This window comes from Streptomyces sp. NPDC023723 (assembly GCF_040639815.1).
Lineage (GTDB): Bacteria > Actinomycetota > Actinomycetes > Streptomycetales > Streptomycetaceae > Streptomyces.
On the sequence record NZ_JBFAAP010000006.1, the window covers coordinates 177,276 to 194,729 of the forward strand.

Sequence of the window (17,454 nt, forward strand, 5' to 3'; positions counted from 1 at the left end):
GGTCGACGGTTGCGCGCCGACGGTCGACGGCTGCGCAACGACAGCCGGCCACGGACAGCTGACGGCCGACACCACAGCACGACCGCCGGTCACCAACTCGTCCCCGCCCCCCGTCGCCAGCCCCCTGAGCCTCCGTCGCCAGCCCCCCGAGCCCCCGTCGCCGGTGCCCCGCCCACCCCCGCCCCGGCCGGGCGCACCGCCCCCCGCCGGCCCCCAACCCCCAGCCCGCAAGACCTCAACAAGCCGGTGCCGGCCGCCACTTGGGTGGCCGGCACCGCCCTCCGCGTGTCGTGACCGCGCTCTTGACTCGATCATGGAGTGTCATGAGCCTGGCAACCTGTTCGCCACTGTGGCGAACCACCGCGAGGGGGGTTCATGAGACAGGGACGACACGGACAGCACGGACGACGCAGAGCGAGACCGATCCTCGCTGCCGGCACCCTCGGCGCACTCCTGCTCGGCGCGGCGGGCTTCGCCCCCGTGGCCCAGGCGCAGCCCGCGGCCGCCGCCCCGGACCCGCAGGAAGTGAAGGTCTTCCGCGCCGAGGTCACCCAGCAGCAGGTACCCCTGCTGCTGGCCGCCGGCCAGGACGCCCATGAACTCGGCGAGCAGGTGCCCGCCAAGGGCACGGCCTCCGTCGAGGTCTACCTCACCGGCGGGCAGGCCGAGGAACTGGAGGAGCAGGGCGTCGACCTCACCGAACACACCCTCTCCGCCCGCGCCGAACAGCGCGTCGAGGCCGCCGCCGACGGGGTCTTCCGCCCGTACAGCGGCAGCGGCGGGCTGAAGGAGGAGATCCTCCGGACCGCCCAGGAGCATCCCGGCCTCACCAAGGTCGTCTCCATCGGCAAGACCGTCAAGGGCCAGGACATCCTCGCGCTGAAGCTCACCAAGGGCGCGAAGCAGACCAAGGACGGCTCCAAGCCGTCCGTCCTGTACGCGTCGAACCAGCACGCGCGCGAGTGGATCACCCCGGAGATGACCCGGCGGCTGATGCACCACTACCTGGACAACTACCAGTCCGACCGGCGCATCAAGAAGATCGTCGACTCCACCGAACTGTGGTTCCTGCTGTCGGCCAACCCCGACGGCTACGACTACACCTTCGAGAACACCGACAACCGCCTGTGGCGCAAGAACCTGCGCGACGTCAACGGGGACGGCGCCATCAGCACCGGCGACGGCGTCGACCTCAACCGCAACTTCGCCTACAAATGGGGCTACGACGACGAAGGCTCGTCCCCCAACCCCACCAGCCAGACCTACCGCGGCGCCGGCCCGAACTCCGAGCCCGAGACCAAGGCCCTGGACGCCTTCGAGAAGCGGATCGGCTTCACGTACGGCATCAACTACCACTCCGCCGCCGAACTCCTGCTCTACGGCGTCGGCTGGCAGGTGGCCACCGACACGCCCGACGACGTCCTGTACCGGTCCCTCGCCGGTACGCCCGACAACTCCGCGATCCCCGGCTACCGGCCGCAGGTCTCCTCGGAGCTGTACACCACCAACGGCGAGGCCGACGGACACGCCGCCAACGTCAACGGCATGGCGATGTTCACCCCCGAGATGTCGACCTGTCAGACCGCGTCGAACGCCGACCCCGACGACGAGTGGAACGCGGGCGACTGCCAGTCGGTCTTCAACTTCCCCGACGACGAGACGCTGATCCAGCAGGAGTTCGAGAAGAACGTCCCGTTCGCGCTCTCCGTCGCCGAGACCGCACCCCACCCCGACCGGCCGTCCTCGTCGGTCGGCCTGGACGCCGCGGACTTCACTCCCAAGGCGTTCACCACGTCCTACGCGCGCGGCGCCGACCAGGAGGTCGCGGTCGTCGCCCGCAAGTCGGTGCGCGACAAGGAACTGAAGTACCGCGTCAACGGCGGCCGCACGCACGACGCGGCGCTGCGGCCCTGGCGGGGCGGCGAGACCTACGGCGGCGAGGACAACCTCTACTTCGACGAGTACCGCGCCGAGGTCGAGGACGGCGCGCCGGGCGACCAGGTCGAGGTGTGGTTCACCGGCCGGAGCCGGCAGGGCAAGCCGGTCGCCAGTGCGCACTTCACCTACACGGTCGCCGAACGGGCCCGCGCCGACGTCCTGGTCGTCGCCGAGGAGGGCGCCACGGCCACCCAGACGCGGACCTACGTGGACGCGCTCAGGGCCAACGGCCGCCGGGCCGCCGTATGGGACGTCGCCGCCCAGGGCGCGCCCGACGCGCTCGGCGTCCTCTCCCACTTCGGGACCGTCGTCCACTACACCGGCGCCGGCGCCCCCGGCAACGCCACCCAGCTCCAGCTGCGCGCCTACCTCAACGAGGGCGGCAAACTGGTGGAGGCAGGCGAACAGGCCGGCGGCAGCGTCGACCTCGGCGGCGGCAACCCGTCGGACGACTTCAGCCAGTACTACCTGGGCGCCTACACCCGCACCGCCACCTCGGGAGCCACCGGCTTCACCGGCTCCGGCGCGCTGGACGGCACCGGCGGACCGCTCGGCGCCGCGCCCGGCAACCCGCTGGACCGGGCCGGCACCTACAGCGTGACCTCGGACGAACTGCCCGTCGAGAGCTACCCGCAGTTCGCGAGCGCGGGCGCCGGACAGTTCGCCGGGACGGTCAACCCGTACGGGCCCTACGCGGGCGACTGGATGGCCGCCGCCGTGCACACCGACGACGCCTACAAGCGCCTCACCCGCACCGTCGACCTCACCGGCACCACCGCCGCGCAGGCCCCCGCGCTCCGTACCCGACTGCTGTGGGACACCGAGGAGGGCTACGACAACGTGATCGTCGAGGCCCGCACCGCGGGCGGCGACGACTGGACGACGCTCCCGGAGGCCGGCGGCGCCAGTGGCACCGCGGTACCGGCGGAGTGCGCGGCCGGCTACTACATCAACGAGCACCCCTGGCTGGAGCACTACCTGACGCCGTCCGACGACGGCTGCGCCGCGACCGGCAGCAGCGGCTCCTGGAACAGCCTCACCGGCTCCTCCGGAGGCTGGCAGCAGGTCTCCTTCGACCTGAGCGCCTACGCCGGCCGGGCCGTCGAGGTGTCGATCAGTTACGTCACCGACCCCGGCACCGGCGGCCGCGGCGTCCTGGCCGACGAGGCGTCCGTCGTCGTCGGCGGCACCGCGACCGGGACCGAGGGCTTCGAGACGTCGCTGGGTGCCTGGCAGGCGGCCGGACCGCCGCCGGGCAGCCCGGCCGTGCTGCGCGACTGGACCCGTACCGGAACCCTGTTCCAGACCTATGGCGCGGTCACCACGGACGACACCGTGCTGCTGGGCTTCGGCCTGGAACACCTGACCGCGGCGGCCGACCGGACGGCCCTGCTCGGCAAGGCACTGAGTGCCCTGGACGAGTGACCCGACCGGCGCCGGCGGAGTGCGCCGCCGACGCCTAAACAGGTGATCGACACACCGCTCACATGGCGTTCCGTACCCGTACCGACGGGTACGGAACGCCATGCCGTCCAAGGCCCTCTCGATGTCACCCCCGGGCCCTTGGAGAGGTAGGGTCGGAGGCGGTCGGGGACATCCCATACAGCTCGTCGGCGTCGAGCCGCCGACGTACCAACGAGGAGATCGGTTCGTGACGATCCGCGTAGGCATCAACGGCTTTGGCCGCATCGGTCGTAACTACTTCCGCGCGCTGCTGGAGCAGGGTGCAGACATCGAGATCGTGGCTGTCAACGACCTGGGTGACACCGCGACCACCGCCCACCTGCTGAAGTACGACACCATCCTCGGGCGCCTGAAGGCCGAGGTGACGCACACCGCCGACACCATCACGGTCGACGGCAAGACGATCAAGGTGCTCGCCGAGCGCAACCCCGCCGACATCCCGTGGGGTGAGCTGGGCGTCGACATCGTCATCGAGTCGACCGGCATCTTCACCAAGAAGGCCGACGCCGAGAAGCACATCGCCGGCGGCGCCAAGAAGGTCCTCATCTCGGCTCCGGCCAAGGACGAGGACATCACCATCGTGATGGGCGTCAACCAGGACAAGTACGACGCGGCCAACCACCACGTCATCTCCAACGCCTCCTGCACCACCAACTGTGTGGCGCCGATGGCCAAGGTCCTCGACGAGAACTTCGGCATCGTCAAGGGCCTGATGACGACGGTGCACGCGTACACGAACGACCAGCGCATCCTGGACTTCCCGCACAAGGACCTGCGCCGCGCCCGGGCCGCCGCCGAGAACATCATCCCGACCACCACCGGTGCCGCCAAGGCCACCGCGCTGGTGCTCCCGCAGCTCAAGGGCAAGCTGGACGGCATCGCGATGCGCGTCCCGGTCCCGACCGGCTCGGCCACCGACCTGGTCGTCACCCTGCAGCGCGAGGTCACCAAGGACGAGGTCAACGCCGCGTTCAAGAAGGCCGCCGACGACGGCGACCTCAAGGGCTACCTGACCTACACCGAGGACGAGATCGTCTCCTCGGACATCGTCAGCGACCCGTCGTCCTGCACCTTCGACGCCTCCCTGACCATGGTCCAGGAGGGCAGCACGGTGAAGATCCTCGGCTGGTACGACAACGAGTGGGGCTACTCGAACCGCCTCGTCGACCTCACGGTCTTCGTCGGCAACCAGCTCTGATCGACTGAGCAGGCATTCTCGATGCGCCGGCAGGGCTCGGACGGTGTGCGCGCCGTCCGGGCCCTGACGCGCGTCCGGTACGACCCGCCCTCGTAGGATCACGAGCGATCACCAGCCCAGGAGTTGCTGCATGAAGACGATCGACGAACTGCTCTCCGAAGGCGTCGCGGGCAAGCGCGTCTTCGTCCGCGCCGACCTGAACGTCCCGCTGGACGGCACCACCATCACCGACGACGGCCGCATCCGCGCCGTGCTGCCCACCGTCAAGGCCCTGGCCGAGGCGGGCGCGCGGGTGATCGTCGCCTCGCACCTGGGACGCCCCAAGGGCGCCCCGGACCCGGTCTTCTCCCTCGCCCCCGCCGCCGCCCGCCTCGGCGAGCTGCTCGGCACGGACGTCGCCTTCGCCGAGGACACGGTCGGCACCGCCGCCGAGTCCGTCGTCACCGACCTCGCCGACGGCCAGGTGGCCGTCATCGAGAACCTGCGCTTCAACGCCGGCGAGACCAGCAAGGACGACGCCGAGCGCGCCGCCTTCGCCGACCAGCTGGCCGGCCTCGCGGACGTCTACGTGGGCGACGGCTTCGGCGCCGTGCACCGCAAGCACGCCTCCGTCTTCGACCTGCCGAAGCGGCTCCCGCACTACGCCGGCTACCTCATCGCCACCGAGGTCGGCGTCCTCAGGAAGCTCACCGACGACGTCCAGCGCCCCTACGTCGTCGCGCTCGGCGGCGCCAAGGTCTCCGACAAGCTCGCCGTCATCGACCAGCTGCTCGGCAAGGCCGACCGGCTGCTCATCGGCGGCGGCATGGCGTACACCTTCCTCAAGGCCAAGGGATACGAGGTGGGCATCTCCCTCCTTCAGGAGGACCAGATCCCGGTCGTCAAGGAGTACATCGAGCGCGCGGAGCAGAGCGGCGTGGAGCTGGTGCTCCCCGTCGACGTGCTGGTGGCGACCGAGTTCCCGGACCTCAAGACCAAGGCCCCGGCCCACCCCTCCACCGTCGCGGCGGACGCGATCCCCGCCGACCAGGAGGGCCTGGACATCGGCCCCGAGACCCGCAAGCTGTACGCCTCGAAGCTCGCCGACGCCGCCACCGTCTTCTGGAACGGCCCCATGGGCGTCTTCGAGCACCCCGACTACGCCGAGGGCACCAAGGCGGTCGCCCAGGCCCTCGTCGAGTCCCCGGGCTTCTCCGTGGTCGGCGGTGGCGACTCCGCCGCGGCCGTCCGCACCCTGGGCTTCGACGAAACGGCATTCGGCCACATCTCGACCGGCGGCGGCGCCTCCCTCGAATACCTCGAGGGCAAGACGCTCCCCGGTCTCGCCGCACTGGAGGACTGACCCCGCATGACCACTCGCACGCCGCTGATGGCGGGCAACTGGAAGATGAACCTCAACCACCTGGAGGCCATCGCCCACGTCCAGAAGCTCGCCTTCGCCCTCGCGGACAAGGACTACGAGGCCGTCGAGGTCGCCGTCCTGCCGCCCTTCACCGACCTGCGCTCGGTGCAGACCCTGGTCGACGGGGACAAGCTGAAGATCAAGTACGGCGCCCAGGACATCTCCGCGCACGACGGCGGTGCCTACACCGGCGAGATCTCCGGTCCGATGCTGGCCAAGCTGAAGTGCACGTACGTGGCGATCGGCCACAGCGAGCGGCGGCAGTACCACGCCGAGACCGACGAGCAGGTGAACGCCAAGGTCAAGGCCGCCTACAAGCACGGTCTGACCCCGATCCTGTGCGTCGGCGAGGAGCTGGACGTCCGCGAGGCGGGCAACCACGTCGCCCACACCCTCGCCCAGGTCGAGGGCGGTCTGAAGGACCTGCCCGCCGAGCAGGCCGAGACCGTCGTGATCGCCTACGAGCCGGTGTGGGCCATCGGCACCGGCAAGGTCTGCGGCGCCGAGGACGCCCAGGAGGTCTGCGCGGCGATCCGCGGCAAGCTCACCGAGCTGTACTCCGCGGAGCTGGCCGAGCAGGTCCGCATCCAGTACGGCGGCTCGGTCAAGTCGGGCAACGTCGCCGAGATCATGGCGCAGGCCGACATCGACGGCGCCCTGGTCGGCGGGGCCTCACTGGACGCCGACGAGTTCGTCAAGATCGTCCGCTTCCGCGACCAGTAGATCCACCGGCGAGTATGCGGTAACGGCGTTACGTCGTACTCTGGCGGGGTCCAGCGGTATTCGCTGGACCCCGTCGTCCATCAGAATCCGAGGAAGTTGGTCCAGCCGTGGTTATGGGGTTCTCGATCGCCCTGATCGTCTTCAGCCTGCTGCTGATGCTGCTGGTGCTGATGCACAAGGGGAAGGGCGGCGGCCTCTCCGACATGTTCGGTGGCGGCATGCAGTCGTCCGTCGGCGGCTCCTCGGTCGCCGAGCGCAACCTCGACCGGATCACCGTGGTGGTCGGTCTGCTCTGGTTCGCGTGCATCATCGTGCTGGCTCTGCTGATGAAGACGAACAGCTGACCCGCACGACCCCGGTCCGCACCGCGCGGTTCACAGTTCACAGTTTTCGACGTAAAGCCCCATGCTTCGGTACGCGTTCCTGAGCGCGCCCTATCATGGGGCTTGCGTCTTGTTGTGGGGCCGGTAACTCCAATCACTGGACGCGCGTTGGGCCTTACGTAGACTGAGGCGCTCGCAGCGAAGCGAAACGCCGACTCGCTTTGCGGCACCATCACGCAGGGAGTTACGACCGTGGCAAGTGGCAACGCGATCCGGGGAAGCCGGGTCGGAGCGGGGCCGATGGGCGAGGCCGAGCGTGGCGAGTCCGCGCCGCGTCTGCGCATCTCCTTCTGGTGCTCCAACGGGCACGAGACACAGCCGAGCTTCGCCAGCGACGCGCAGGTGCCCGACACGTGGGACTGCCCCCGCTGTGGCTTCCCCGCCGGACAGGACCGGGACAACCCGCCCGACCCACCGCGCACCGAGCCCTACAAGACCCACCTGGCGTACGTGCGCGAACGCCGCAGCGACGCCGACGGCGAGGCGATCCTCGCCGAGGCGCTCGCCAAACTGCGCGGCGAGATCTAGGAGTTGACACCGGCCGGGCACCCACGAGGTGCCCGGCCGGTGCGTTCCGCGGACCCGTGCGTCACCCCATTGTCAGTGGTGCCGTCTACGGTTTGTGCATCGACGAAATCGATGACGAACCGTGGGGGGACGGGCATGGCGACGGTCGAGGCGGTGGGCGAGTGCGCGCCCGCGTGGCGCGGCGGGTTCGGGCGGCTGTGGAGCGCCGCGGTGCTCTCCTCCTTCGGCGACGCGCTGCGTACCGCCGCGCTGCCCCTGCTGGCCGTGTCGCTCACCGGCGACCCGCTGCTCATCGCCTCGGTCACCGCCTGCGGCTATCTGCCCTGGCTGGTCTTCGGACTGCTCGGCGGCGCGGTCGCCGACCGGGTGGACCAGCGGCGCGCCATGTGGGCGGTCGACGCGGTACGCGGACTGGCGGTCGCGGGGTTCGCGGCGGCCGTGGGTCTCGGCCACGGCTCCATCGCCCTGCTCATCGCCCTGGCCTTCCTCCTTACCACGCTCCAGACCCTCTTCGACAACGCGGCCACGGCCCTGCTGCCCACCCTGGTCCGCCCCGACGCCCTGGGCAGCGCCAACGCCCGGCTGCTGACCGGGCAGCGGGCCGCCGGCGGACTGCTGGGCGGGCCGGTCGCCGCCCTGCTGCTCACCGCGGGGATCGCCGCGCCCTTCGCGGTCGACGCCGCCACCTTCCTGGCCGCCGCCGCGCTGGTGGCCTCGCTGCGGCCGGCCGCCCCCGAGCGGGCTCCCGCGGCGTCGGGCGGCACCCTGCGCCGGGAGATCGCCGAGGGGCTGCGCGCCCTGGCCCGGGACCGGCTGCTGCGCGGACTGTGCGCCGCCACCGCCCTGTGCAACGTCGGCATGGGCGCCCTGATCGCCACCCTCGTCCTCCTGGTCACCGACCGGCTCGACGCGGGCCCGGCCGGGTACGCGGCGGTGATCACCGCGTACACCGTCGGCTCACTGGCCGGGGGAGCGGCCCACCGCCGCCTCACCGCCCGTACCGGGTACGCGCGCGGGGTGCTCGTCGCCGGCACCGTGCAGCTCGGGGCGCTGGTCGTGATGGGTTCGGTGCGCAGCCTGCCGGTACTGGCGGTGGCGCTCGCGGTGTTCGGCTTCATGGGCATGGTGTGGAACGTCAGTTCGCACACCCTGATGCAGCGACGCAGCCCGGCCGGCATGCTGGGCCGGGTCGGCTCCGCCTTCCGCACCCTCGGGGTGGCCGGCGCGCCGCTGGGCGCCCTGCTGGGCGGGGCCGTCACCGCCGCCTGGGGCGCGCACACCCCGGCGCTGTTCGCCGCCGCCTGCTTCGCCCTGTCCGTCGCCGCGCTGATACCCGGGTGCCATGCCGACGACGAGTCAGGTCAACCCCAGATCAATTAGGTTGGACCGGCAGCGGGGCAAGGCACGCGGCAGGGTCGCGCGGCAGGGACAGGCAGAAAAAAGAAGGCGGAACTCCGAAATGAACGCAGACGGCCGTACCAGGCTCAACCAGACACCCGAATGGACCGCGCTGGCCAAGCACCGCGAGGAGCTGGGCGGGACACACCTGCGCGAGCTGTTCGACGTGGACCCGGACCGCGGCACCGGGTACACCCTGCGGGTGGGCGACCTGTACGTCGACTACTCCAAGCACCTGATCACCGACGAGACGCTGCGGCTGCTGCGCGAGCTGGCCGCCGCCACCGACGTCTTCGGACTGCGGGACGCGATGTTCCGCGGCGAGAAGATCAACGTCACCGAGGACCGGGCGGTGCTGCACACCGCGCTGCGCGCCCCCGCCGACGCGGCGGTCGAGGTCGACGGCGAGGACGTCGTGCCCCAGGTGCACGCCGTGCTGGACAAGATGGCCGGCTTCGCGGACCGGGTGCGGTCCGGCGCGTGGACCGGCCACACCGGCCGGCGCATCCGCAATGTCGTCAACATCGGCATCGGCGGCTCCGACCTCGGCCCCGCGATGGCCTACGAGGTGCTGCGCGCCTTCACCGACCGGGACCTGACGGTCCGCTTCGTCTCGAACGTGGACGGCGCCGACCTGCACGAGGCGACCCGCGACCTGGACCCGGCGGAAACGCTGTTCGTCATCGCGTCCAAGACGTTCACCACGATCGAGACGATCACCAACGCCACCTCGGCCCGGTCCTGGCTGCTTGCCGCGCTCAAGGACGACGCCGCGGTCGCGAAGCACTTCGTCGCCCTGTCGACCAACGCCGGGAAGGTCGCGGACTTCGGCATCGACACGGCCAACATGTTCGAGTTCTGGGACTGGGTCGGCGGCCGCTACTCCTTCGACTCGGCGATCGGCCTGTCCCTGATGATCGCCATCGGCCCGGACCGGTTCCGGGAGCTGCTCGACGGCTTCCGCATCGTCGACGAGCACTTCCGCACCGCACCCGCCGAGTCCAACGTGCCGCTGCTGCTGGGCCTGCTGGGCATCTGGTACGGCAACTTCCACGACGCCCAGTCGCACGCGGTGCTGCCCTACAGCCACTACCTGTCCAGGTTCACCGCCTACCTCCAGCAGCTGGACATGGAGTCCAACGGCAAGTCCGTCGCGCGGGACGGGCGCGAGGTCGACTGGCAGACGGGTCCGGTGGTGTGGGGCACGCCCGGCACCAACGGGCAGCACGCCTACTACCAGCTGATCCACCAGGGCACCAAGCTGATCCCGGCGGACTTCATCGGCTTCGCCCGCCCGGTCGCCGAGCTCGACGACCGGCTCAAGGCCCAGCACGACCTGCTGATGGCCAACTTCTTCGCCCAGACCCAGGCCCTCGCCTTCGGCAAGACCCCGGACGAGGTACGGGCGGAGGGGGTGCCCGAGGAACTGGTCCCGCACAAGACGTTCCAGGGCAACCACCCCACCACCACCATCCTCGCCCGCGAGCTGACGCCATCGGTCCTCGGCCAGCTCGTCGCCCTCTACGAGCACAAGGTGTTCGTGCAGGGCGCGGTGTGGAACATCGACTCCTTCGACCAATGGGGTGTCGAACTCGGCAAGGTCCTCGCCAAGCGGGTGGAGCCGGCGCTGACCGAGGGCGCCGACGTACCCGGTCTGGACGCCTCCACCAAGGCGCTGGTCGACGCCTACCGGGAGCTGCGCGGCAGGCAGTGAGCGGACGCGGGAAACGACGCGGGAAACGACGGACCCCCGCACGCCCGGGGGCGACGGGGGTCCGTGGCGCACCGGCCCGGCGGGCCGGTTACGCCGAGGCCGGCGGATACAGCGAGCGCGGCAGCTGGGAAGCGGCCGCCGAGTCCAGCAGCCACAGGGTGCGGGCCCGGCCCTTCGCGCCCGCCGCCGGGGCCTGGATCTCGCCCGCGCCGGACAGGGCGATCGCCGCGGCCTGCGCCTTGTCCTCGCCGGCCGCCAGCAGCCACACCTCGCGGGCGGCCCGGATCGCCGGGAGGGTGAGCGTCACCCGGGTCGGCGGCGGCTTGGGCGCGCCGTGCACGCCGACCACCGTGCGCTCGGTCTCGCGCACCGCCGGCAGCTCCGGGAAGAGCGAGGCGATGTGCGTGTCCGGGCCGACGCCGAGGAGCAGGACGTCGAAGGTGGGCACGGGGGCGTGGTTCTCCGGGCCGGCGGCCTGGGCCAGTTCCTCCGCGTAGGCCGCCGAGGCGGCGTCCACGTCGGGGCCGTACTCGCCGTCGGAGGCCGGCATCGCGTGCACCCGCTTCGGGTCCAGCGGCACCGAGTCCAGCAGGGCCTCGCGGGCCTGCGTGACATTGCGCTCCGGATCGCCCTCCGGCAGGAACCGCTCATCGCCCCACCACAGGTCGAGGCGGCCCCAGTCGATGGCGTCCCGGGCGGGCGAACCGGCCAGCGCGGCCAGCAGCCCGTTGCCGTTGCGGCCACCGGTCAGCACCACCGAGGCGTAGCCCCGGGATGCCTGGGCGTCCACGATCCGGGTGATCAGCCGGGCCGCGGCGGCCTGGGCCATCAGCTCCTTGTCGCGGTGCACGACCAGTTGGGGAGTGTGCGTGCTCACTTCGCCGCTCCCTTCTTCACCGGCGTCTTCTCCTGCGTCGCGGCTTTCGCAGGTGCCTTGGCGGCGTCCGCGACGGGAGTGGGGACCGCGCGGGCCTCCCCTCCTTTGGCAGCCGCGCCGGCGGGCGCCTCGCGCAGCCGCTCCACCCCGTACCGCAGCGCCGACGCGTAGGTGTCGTCCGGGTCGAGCCGGCGCAGTTCCTCCGCGATCAGTTCGGCGGTGTCCCGGCGCTTGAGCGCCACCGCCCGGTTGGGCTGGCCCTCGATGGACAGGTGGGCCAGCGTGCCGTCCGCCCGGTCCAGGGCGATCGGCCCGCAGTCGGTGTCCATCCGGACCGCGGTGAGACCGGGTCCGGGGGAGTGGGTGCGCTTCACCGGTACGTCGAGGCGGTCGGCGAGCCACATGGCGAGCAGCTCGCAGCTCGGGTTGAACTCCTCGCCCTCCACTTCGACGCCCCGCACCTCGCAGTCGACCTGGTCCAGGGCCGCCGCCAGCATCGAGCGCCACGGCGTGATCCGGGTCCAGGACAGGTCGGTGTCGCCGGGGGCGTAGGCGCCGGCCCGGGCCGCGAGCTCCCGTACCGGCTCTTCGGAGGCGTAGGTGTCGGTGACCCGGCGCTGGGCCAGCGCGCCGAGCGGGTCCTTGGCCGGGTCCAGCGGGGCGTTCACCGGCCACCACGCCACGACCGGAGCGTCCGGCAGCAGCAGCGGCAGCACCACCGACTGGGCGTGGTCGACGACATCGCCGTACAGCCGCAGGACGACCGTCTCGCCGGTGCCCGCGTCGGCGCCGAGGCGGACCTCGGCGTCCAGCCGGGACCGGGTGCGGTCCCGGGGGGAGCGCGAGACGCGCTTGATGACCAGGAGCGTGCGCGAGGGGTGCTCGTGCGCGGCGTCGCCCGCGGCCTTCAGGGCGTCGTAGGCGTTCTCCTCGTCGGTGACGATGACGAGGGTGAGCACCATGCCGACGGCCGGTGTGCCGATGGCCCGGCGGCCCTTGACCAGCGCCTTGTTGATCTTGCTGGCCGTGGTGTCCGTGAGGTCGATCTTCATGGCCGGCGCCAGCTCCGTCCGTCTCGCTCCAGCATCTCGTCCGCCTCGACCGGACCCCAGGTGCCCGACGGGTACTGCGCCGGGGTGCCGTGGGCGTCCCAGTACTCCTCGATCGGGTCGAGGATCTTCCAGGACAGCTCGACCTCCTCCGTGCGCGGGAAGAGGTTGGCGTCGCCGAGCAGGACGTCCAGGATCAGCCGCTCGTACGCCTCGGGGCTGGACTCGGTGAAGGACTCGCCGTAGGCGAAGTCCATCGACACGTCCCGGATCTCCATCGACGTGCCCGGCACCTTGGAGCCGAACCGGACGGTGACGCCCTCGTCGGGCTGGACCCGGACGACGATCGCGTTCGACCCGAGTTCCTCGGTGGCGGTGGAGTCGAAGGGGGAGTGCGGGGCGCGCTGGAAGACCACCGCGATCTCGGTGACCCGGCGGCCGAGCCGCTTGCCGGTGCGCAGGTAGAACGGGACGCCCGCCCAGCGGCGGTTGTCGATGCCCACCTTGATCGCGGCGTAGGTGTCGGTCTTCGACTTGGGGTCGATGCCGTCCTCTTCGAGGTAGCCGACCGCCGCCGCGCCGCCCTGCCAGCCCGCCGCGTACTGGGCGAAGACGGTGTCCCGGCCCAGGTCCTTGGGCAGCCGGACCGCGCCCAGCACCTTGGTCTTCTCCGCGGCCAGCGCGTCGGCGTCGAAGGAGGCGGGCTCCTCCATCGCGGTCAGCGCGAGCAGCTGGAGCAGGTGGTTCTGGATGACGTCACGGGCGGCGCCGATGCCGTCGTAGTAGCCGGCCCGGCCGCCGATGCCGATGTCCTCGGCCATGGTGATCTGCACGTGGTCGACGTAGGACCGGTTCCAGATCGGCTCGAACATGGTGTTGGCGAAGCGCAGCGCCAGGATGTTCTGGACGGTCTCCTTGCCCAGATAGTGGTCGATGCGGAAGACCTGGTCCGGGGCGAAGACCTCGTGGACGATGGAGTTGAGCTCCTCGGCCGACTTCAGGTCGTGCCCGAACGGCTTCTCGATGACCGCGCGCCGCCACGAGCCGCCGCTCTGGTCGGCCAGCCCGTGCTTCTTCAGCTGCTGGATGACCACCGGGAACGACTTGGGCGGCACGGACAGGTAGAAGGCGAAGTTGCCGCCGGTGCCCTGGGCCCGGTCCAGCTCCTCGATGGTGCCGCGCAGCCGTTCGAACGCGTCGTCGTCGTCGAAGGTGCCCTGGACGAAGCGCATCCCCTGGATGAGCTGCTGCCAGACCTCCTCGCGAAACGGCGTCCGGGAGTGTTCCTTGACGGCGTCGTGCACGACCTGGGCGAAGTCCTCGTGCTCCCAGTCGCGGCGGGCGAAGCCGACCAGCGAGAAGCCCGGCGGCAGCAGACCCCGGTTGGCGAGGTCGTAGACGGCGGGCATGAGCTTCTTGCGGGACAGATCGCCGGTGACGCCGAAGATGACCAGACCCGACGGCCCCGCGATGCGCGGGAGCCGTCGGTCTGCGGGGTCACGCAGCGGGTTGCTGCTCGACAAGGATCTCAGCCCTCCGACGGGGCGAGGCGCTGGAGCTCGGCCTCGGTCGACTTGAGCAGGTCGTTCCAGGACTCCTCGAACTTCTGTACGCCCTCGTCCTCCAGGAGCTGGACGACCTCGTCGTACGAGATGCCGAGCGCCTCGATGGCGTCGAGGTCGGCGCGGGCCTGCTGGTAGGTGCCGGAGACGGCGTCGCCCTTGATCTCGCCGTGGTCCTCGGTGGCGAACAGGGTCGCCTCCGGCATGGTGTTCACCGTGTTGGGCGCGACCAGGTCGGTGACGTACATGGTGTCGCTGTACGCCTTGTCCTTCACGCCGGTCGACGCCCACAGCGGACGCTGCTTGTTGGCGCCGGCCTGCTCCAGGGCCGCCCAGCGCTCGCCGGAGAAGATCTCCTCGTACGCCTGGTAGGCGAGCCGGGCGTTGGCGACGGCGGCCTTGCCGCGCAGCGCCGCCGCCTCGTCGGTGCCGAGCGCGTCGATCCGCTTGTCGATCTCGGTGTCCACCCGGGAGACGAAGAAGGACGCCACCGAGTGGATGTCGGACAGGTCCAGCCCGCGCTCCTTGGCCTTCTCCAGGCCGGTCAGGAACGCGTCCATGACCTTGCGGTAGCGCTCCAGGGAGAAGATCAGCGTCACGTTGACGCTGATGCCCAGGCCGATGACCTCGGCGATGGCCGGGATGCCGGCCTCGGTCGCCGGGATCTTGATCAGCGTGTTGGGGCGGTCCACCAGCCAGGCGAGCTGCTTGGCCTCGGCGACCGTCGCCTTGGTGTGGTGGGCGAGCCGCGGGTCGACCTCGATGGAGACCCGGCCGTCCTTGCCGCCGGTCGCCTCGTAGGTGGAGCGCAGGATGTCGGCGGCGTCCCGGACGTCCGCCGTCGTGATCATGCGGATGGCCTCTTCGACGGTCACCCGGCGGGCGGCGAGGTCGGACAGCTGCTGGTCGTAGCCGTCGCCCTGCGAGATCGCCTTCTGGAAGATCGACGGGTTGGTGGTGACGCCCACGACGTGCTGCTGGTCGATCAGCTCGGCGAGGTTGCCGGACGTGATCCGCTTGCGCGACAGGTCGTCCAGCCAGATCGCGACGCCTTCATCGGAGAGGCGCTTAAGTGCGTCTGTCATGGAAATTGCATCTCCTACGTGTCGTTGTACGAGCGTCAGCGCTGGGCCGCGGCGATCGATTCCTTCGCCTTTTCGACGACGTTCTCCGCAGTGAAGCCGAACTCCTGGAAGAGCACCTTGCCGTCGGCGGAAGCACCGAAGTGCTCCAGGGAAACGATGCGGCCGGCGTCCCCGACGTACTTGTGCCAGGTCAGGCCGATCCCGGCCTCGACCGCGACCCGGGCCTTGACGGCCGGGGGCAGGACGCTGTCCCGGTACCCCTGGTCCTGCTGCTCGAACCACTCCACGGACGGCATGGAGACCACCCGGGTCGGCACGCCGTCGGCTTCGAGCCGCTCACGCGCCTCGACGGCCACGTGCACCTCGGAGCCGGTGGCGACGAGGATGGCCTCCGGCGTCCCCGAGGACGCCTCGAACAGCACGTAGCCGCCCTTGGCCGCGTCCTCGTTCGCCTCGTACGTCGGCACGCCCTGGCGGGTCAGCGCCAGACCGTGCGGCTGGCCCTTGCCGAACTCCTTGGTCCAGCGGCGGAAGATCTCGCGCCAGGCGATGGCGGTCTCGTTGGCGTCGGCCGGGCGGACGACGTTCAGGCCCGGAATGGCGCGCAGCGAGGCCAGGTGCTCGACCGGCTGGTGGGTCGGGCCGTCCTCGCCCAGACCGATGGAGTCGTGCGTCCACACGTACGTCACCGGCAGGTGCATGAGGGCGGACAGCCGGACCGCGTTGCGCATGTAGTCGGAGAACACCAGGAAGGTGCCGCCGTAGATACGCGTGTTGCCGTGCAGCGCGATGCCGTTCATCTCCGCGCCCATGGAGTGCTCGCGGATGCCGAAGTGGATCGTGCGGCCGTACGGGTCGGCCTCCGGCAGCGGGTTGCCCGCGGGCAGGAACGACGACGTCTTGTCGATCGTGGTGTTGTTCGAGCCGGCCAGGTCGGCGGAGCCGCCCCACAGCTCGGGGACGACCGCGCCGAGCGCCTGGAGCACCTTGCCGGAGGCGGCGCGGGTGGCGACCCCCTTGCCGGTCTCGAAGACCGGGATCTTCTCCTCCCAGCCCTTGGGCAGCTCACCCTTGGCCACCCGGTCGTACTCGGCGGCGCGCTCGGGGTTGTTGTCCCGCCACTGCTGGTAGGACTTCTCCCAGACGGCGCGGGCGGCCTGCCCCTTCTCCAGGGCCTTGCGGGTGTGGCCGATGACCTCGTCGGAGACCTCGAAGGACTGCTCCGGGTCGAAGCCGAGGACCCGCTTGGTGGCGGCGACCTCGTCGTCGCCGAGCGCCGAGCCGTGCGCGGCCTCGGTGTTCTGCGCGTTCGGCGCGGGCCAGGCGATGATCGACCGCATGGCGATGAAGGACGGCCGGTCGGTGACCTGCTTCGCCGCCTCGATCGCGTCGTAGATCCCGTTCGGGTCCAGGTCGCCGTCCGGCTTCGGGGCGACCCGCTGGACGTGCCAGCCGTACGCCTCGTAGCGCTTGCAGGTGTCCTCGGAGACGGCCGTCTCGGTGTCGCCCTCGATCGAGATGTGGTTGTCGTCCCACAGCAGGACCAGGTTGCCGAGCTTCTGGTGGCCGGCCATCGAGGACGCCTCGGCGGAGATGCCCTCCTGGAGGCAGCCGTCACCGGCGACGCAGTAGATGAAGTGGTCGAACGGCGACTCGCCGGCCGGTGCCTCCGGGTCGAACAGGCCGCGCTCGTAGCGGGCGGCCATCGCCATGCCCACCGCGTTGGCCACGCCCTGGCCGAGCGGCCCGGTGGTGGTCTCCACGCCGGTGGTGTGGCCGTACTCCGGGTGCCCCGGGGTCTTCGACCCCCACGTCCGGAACGACTTCAGGTCGTCCAGCTCCAGGCCGAAGCCGGCCAGGTACAGCTGGGTGTAGAGGGTCAGGGACGAGTGGCCGGCGGACAGCACGAAGCGGTCGCGCCCGACCCAGTTCGCGTCGGCCGGGTCGTGCCGCATCACCTTCTGGAAGAGGGTGTAGGCGGCCGGGGCCAGGCTCATCGCCGTACCCGGATGGCCGTTACCGACCTTCTGTACGGCGTCGGCGGCCAGGACGCGGGCCGTGTCTACGGCCCGCTGGTCCAGCTCGGTCCACTCGAGGTCTGCGGTGGTCGGCTTGGTGCTCACCCTGGGTCAG

13 protein-coding genes are annotated in these 17,454 nt (G+C 70.9%); 8 read left to right on the top strand and 5 right to left on the bottom strand.

The window, feature by feature from the left end; translation table 11 throughout:
• The first annotated feature begins 375 nt into the window (after positions 1-375).
• The 8 genes from AB0G32_RS10210 to pgi all read left to right on the top strand — a co-directional run bounded on the left by AB0G32_RS10210 (position 376) and on the right by pgi (position 10,748).
• Positions 376-3,363, top strand: a complete 2,988-nt coding sequence (locus AB0G32_RS10210; RefSeq protein ID WP_361160963.1) for a M14 family zinc carboxypeptidase — start codon at positions 376-378, stop codon at positions 3,361-3,363.
• Positions 3,364-3,589: 226 nt separating this feature from the next.
• Entirely contained in the window at positions 3,590-4,600 is a 1,011-nt protein-coding gene (gene gap, locus AB0G32_RS10215) for a type I glyceraldehyde-3-phosphate dehydrogenase (protein WP_361160966.1), read from the top strand.
• Positions 4,601-4,730: 130 nt separating this feature from the next.
• Positions 4,731-5,942 carry a phosphoglycerate kinase gene (locus tag AB0G32_RS10220; protein WP_361160969.1) on the top strand — a complete coding sequence of 404 codons (1,212 nt, stop codon included), beginning with the start codon at positions 4,731-4,733 and terminating at the stop codon, positions 5,940-5,942.
• 6 nt (positions 5,943-5,948) lie between these two features.
• The gene (gene tpiA / locus AB0G32_RS10225) at positions 5,949-6,725 is read left to right on the top strand and encodes a triose-phosphate isomerase (RefSeq protein WP_361160972.1); all 777 of its coding nucleotides are present in this window, start codon (positions 5,949-5,951) and stop codon (positions 6,723-6,725) included.
• A 113-nt stretch (positions 6,726-6,838) separates the two neighbouring features.
• Positions 6,839-7,069 (top strand): preprotein translocase subunit SecG, encoded by a 231-nt coding sequence (gene secG, locus AB0G32_RS10230; RefSeq protein ID WP_361161149.1) that lies wholly within the window; start codon positions 6,839-6,841, stop codon positions 7,067-7,069.
• Positions 7,070-7,300: 231 nt separating this feature from the next.
• A complete protein-coding gene (locus AB0G32_RS10235; protein ID WP_003957010.1) occupies positions 7,301-7,636 on the top strand; it encodes an RNA polymerase-binding protein RbpA in 336 nt (111 codons plus the stop codon).
• 135 nt (positions 7,637-7,771) lie between these two features.
• A complete protein-coding gene (locus AB0G32_RS10240; protein WP_361160975.1) occupies positions 7,772-9,016 on the top strand; it encodes an MFS transporter in 1,245 nt (414 codons plus the stop codon).
• Between the two features lie 79 nt (positions 9,017-9,095).
• A complete protein-coding gene (gene pgi / locus AB0G32_RS10245) occupies positions 9,096-10,748 on the top strand; it encodes a glucose-6-phosphate isomerase (RefSeq protein WP_361160978.1) in 1,653 nt (550 codons plus the stop codon).
• Positions 10,749-10,836: 88 nt separating this feature from the next.
• Here the strand turns inward: pgi and pgl are convergent, their stop codons facing one another.
• Genes pgl through tkt form a run of 5 tightly spaced genes read right to left on the bottom strand, consistent with a single transcriptional unit; the run spans position 10,837 to position 17,444 of the window.
• Positions 10,837-11,625 carry a 6-phosphogluconolactonase gene (gene pgl, locus AB0G32_RS10250; RefSeq protein ID WP_361160981.1) on the bottom strand — a complete coding sequence of 263 codons (789 nt, stop codon included), beginning with the start codon at positions 11,623-11,625 and terminating at the stop codon, positions 10,837-10,839.
• Complete coding sequence (gene opcA / locus AB0G32_RS10255) at positions 11,622-12,677, bottom strand: glucose-6-phosphate dehydrogenase assembly protein OpcA (RefSeq protein WP_361160984.1); 1,056 nt, start codon at positions 12,675-12,677, stop codon at positions 11,622-11,624. Before opcA ends, pgl begins: the two co-directional genes overlap by 4 nt.
• Entirely contained in the window at positions 12,674-14,206 is a 1,533-nt protein-coding gene (zwf, locus tag AB0G32_RS10260; protein WP_361161152.1) for a glucose-6-phosphate dehydrogenase, read from the bottom strand. Before zwf ends, opcA begins: the two co-directional genes overlap by 4 nt.
• Positions 14,203-15,321: a transaldolase gene (tal, locus tag AB0G32_RS10265; RefSeq protein WP_361160986.1), complete on the bottom strand. Its 1,119-nt coding sequence runs from the start codon at positions 15,319-15,321 to the stop codon at positions 14,203-14,205. The genes zwf and tal overlap by 4 nt, the downstream gene beginning before the upstream one ends.
• A gap of 35 nt (positions 15,322-15,356) precedes the next feature.
• Positions 15,357-17,444, bottom strand: coding sequence for a transketolase (gene tkt, locus AB0G32_RS10270; RefSeq protein ID WP_361160988.1), 2,088 nt, complete (start codon positions 17,442-17,444; stop codon positions 15,357-15,359).
• Positions 17,445-17,454 lie beyond the last annotated feature (10 nt).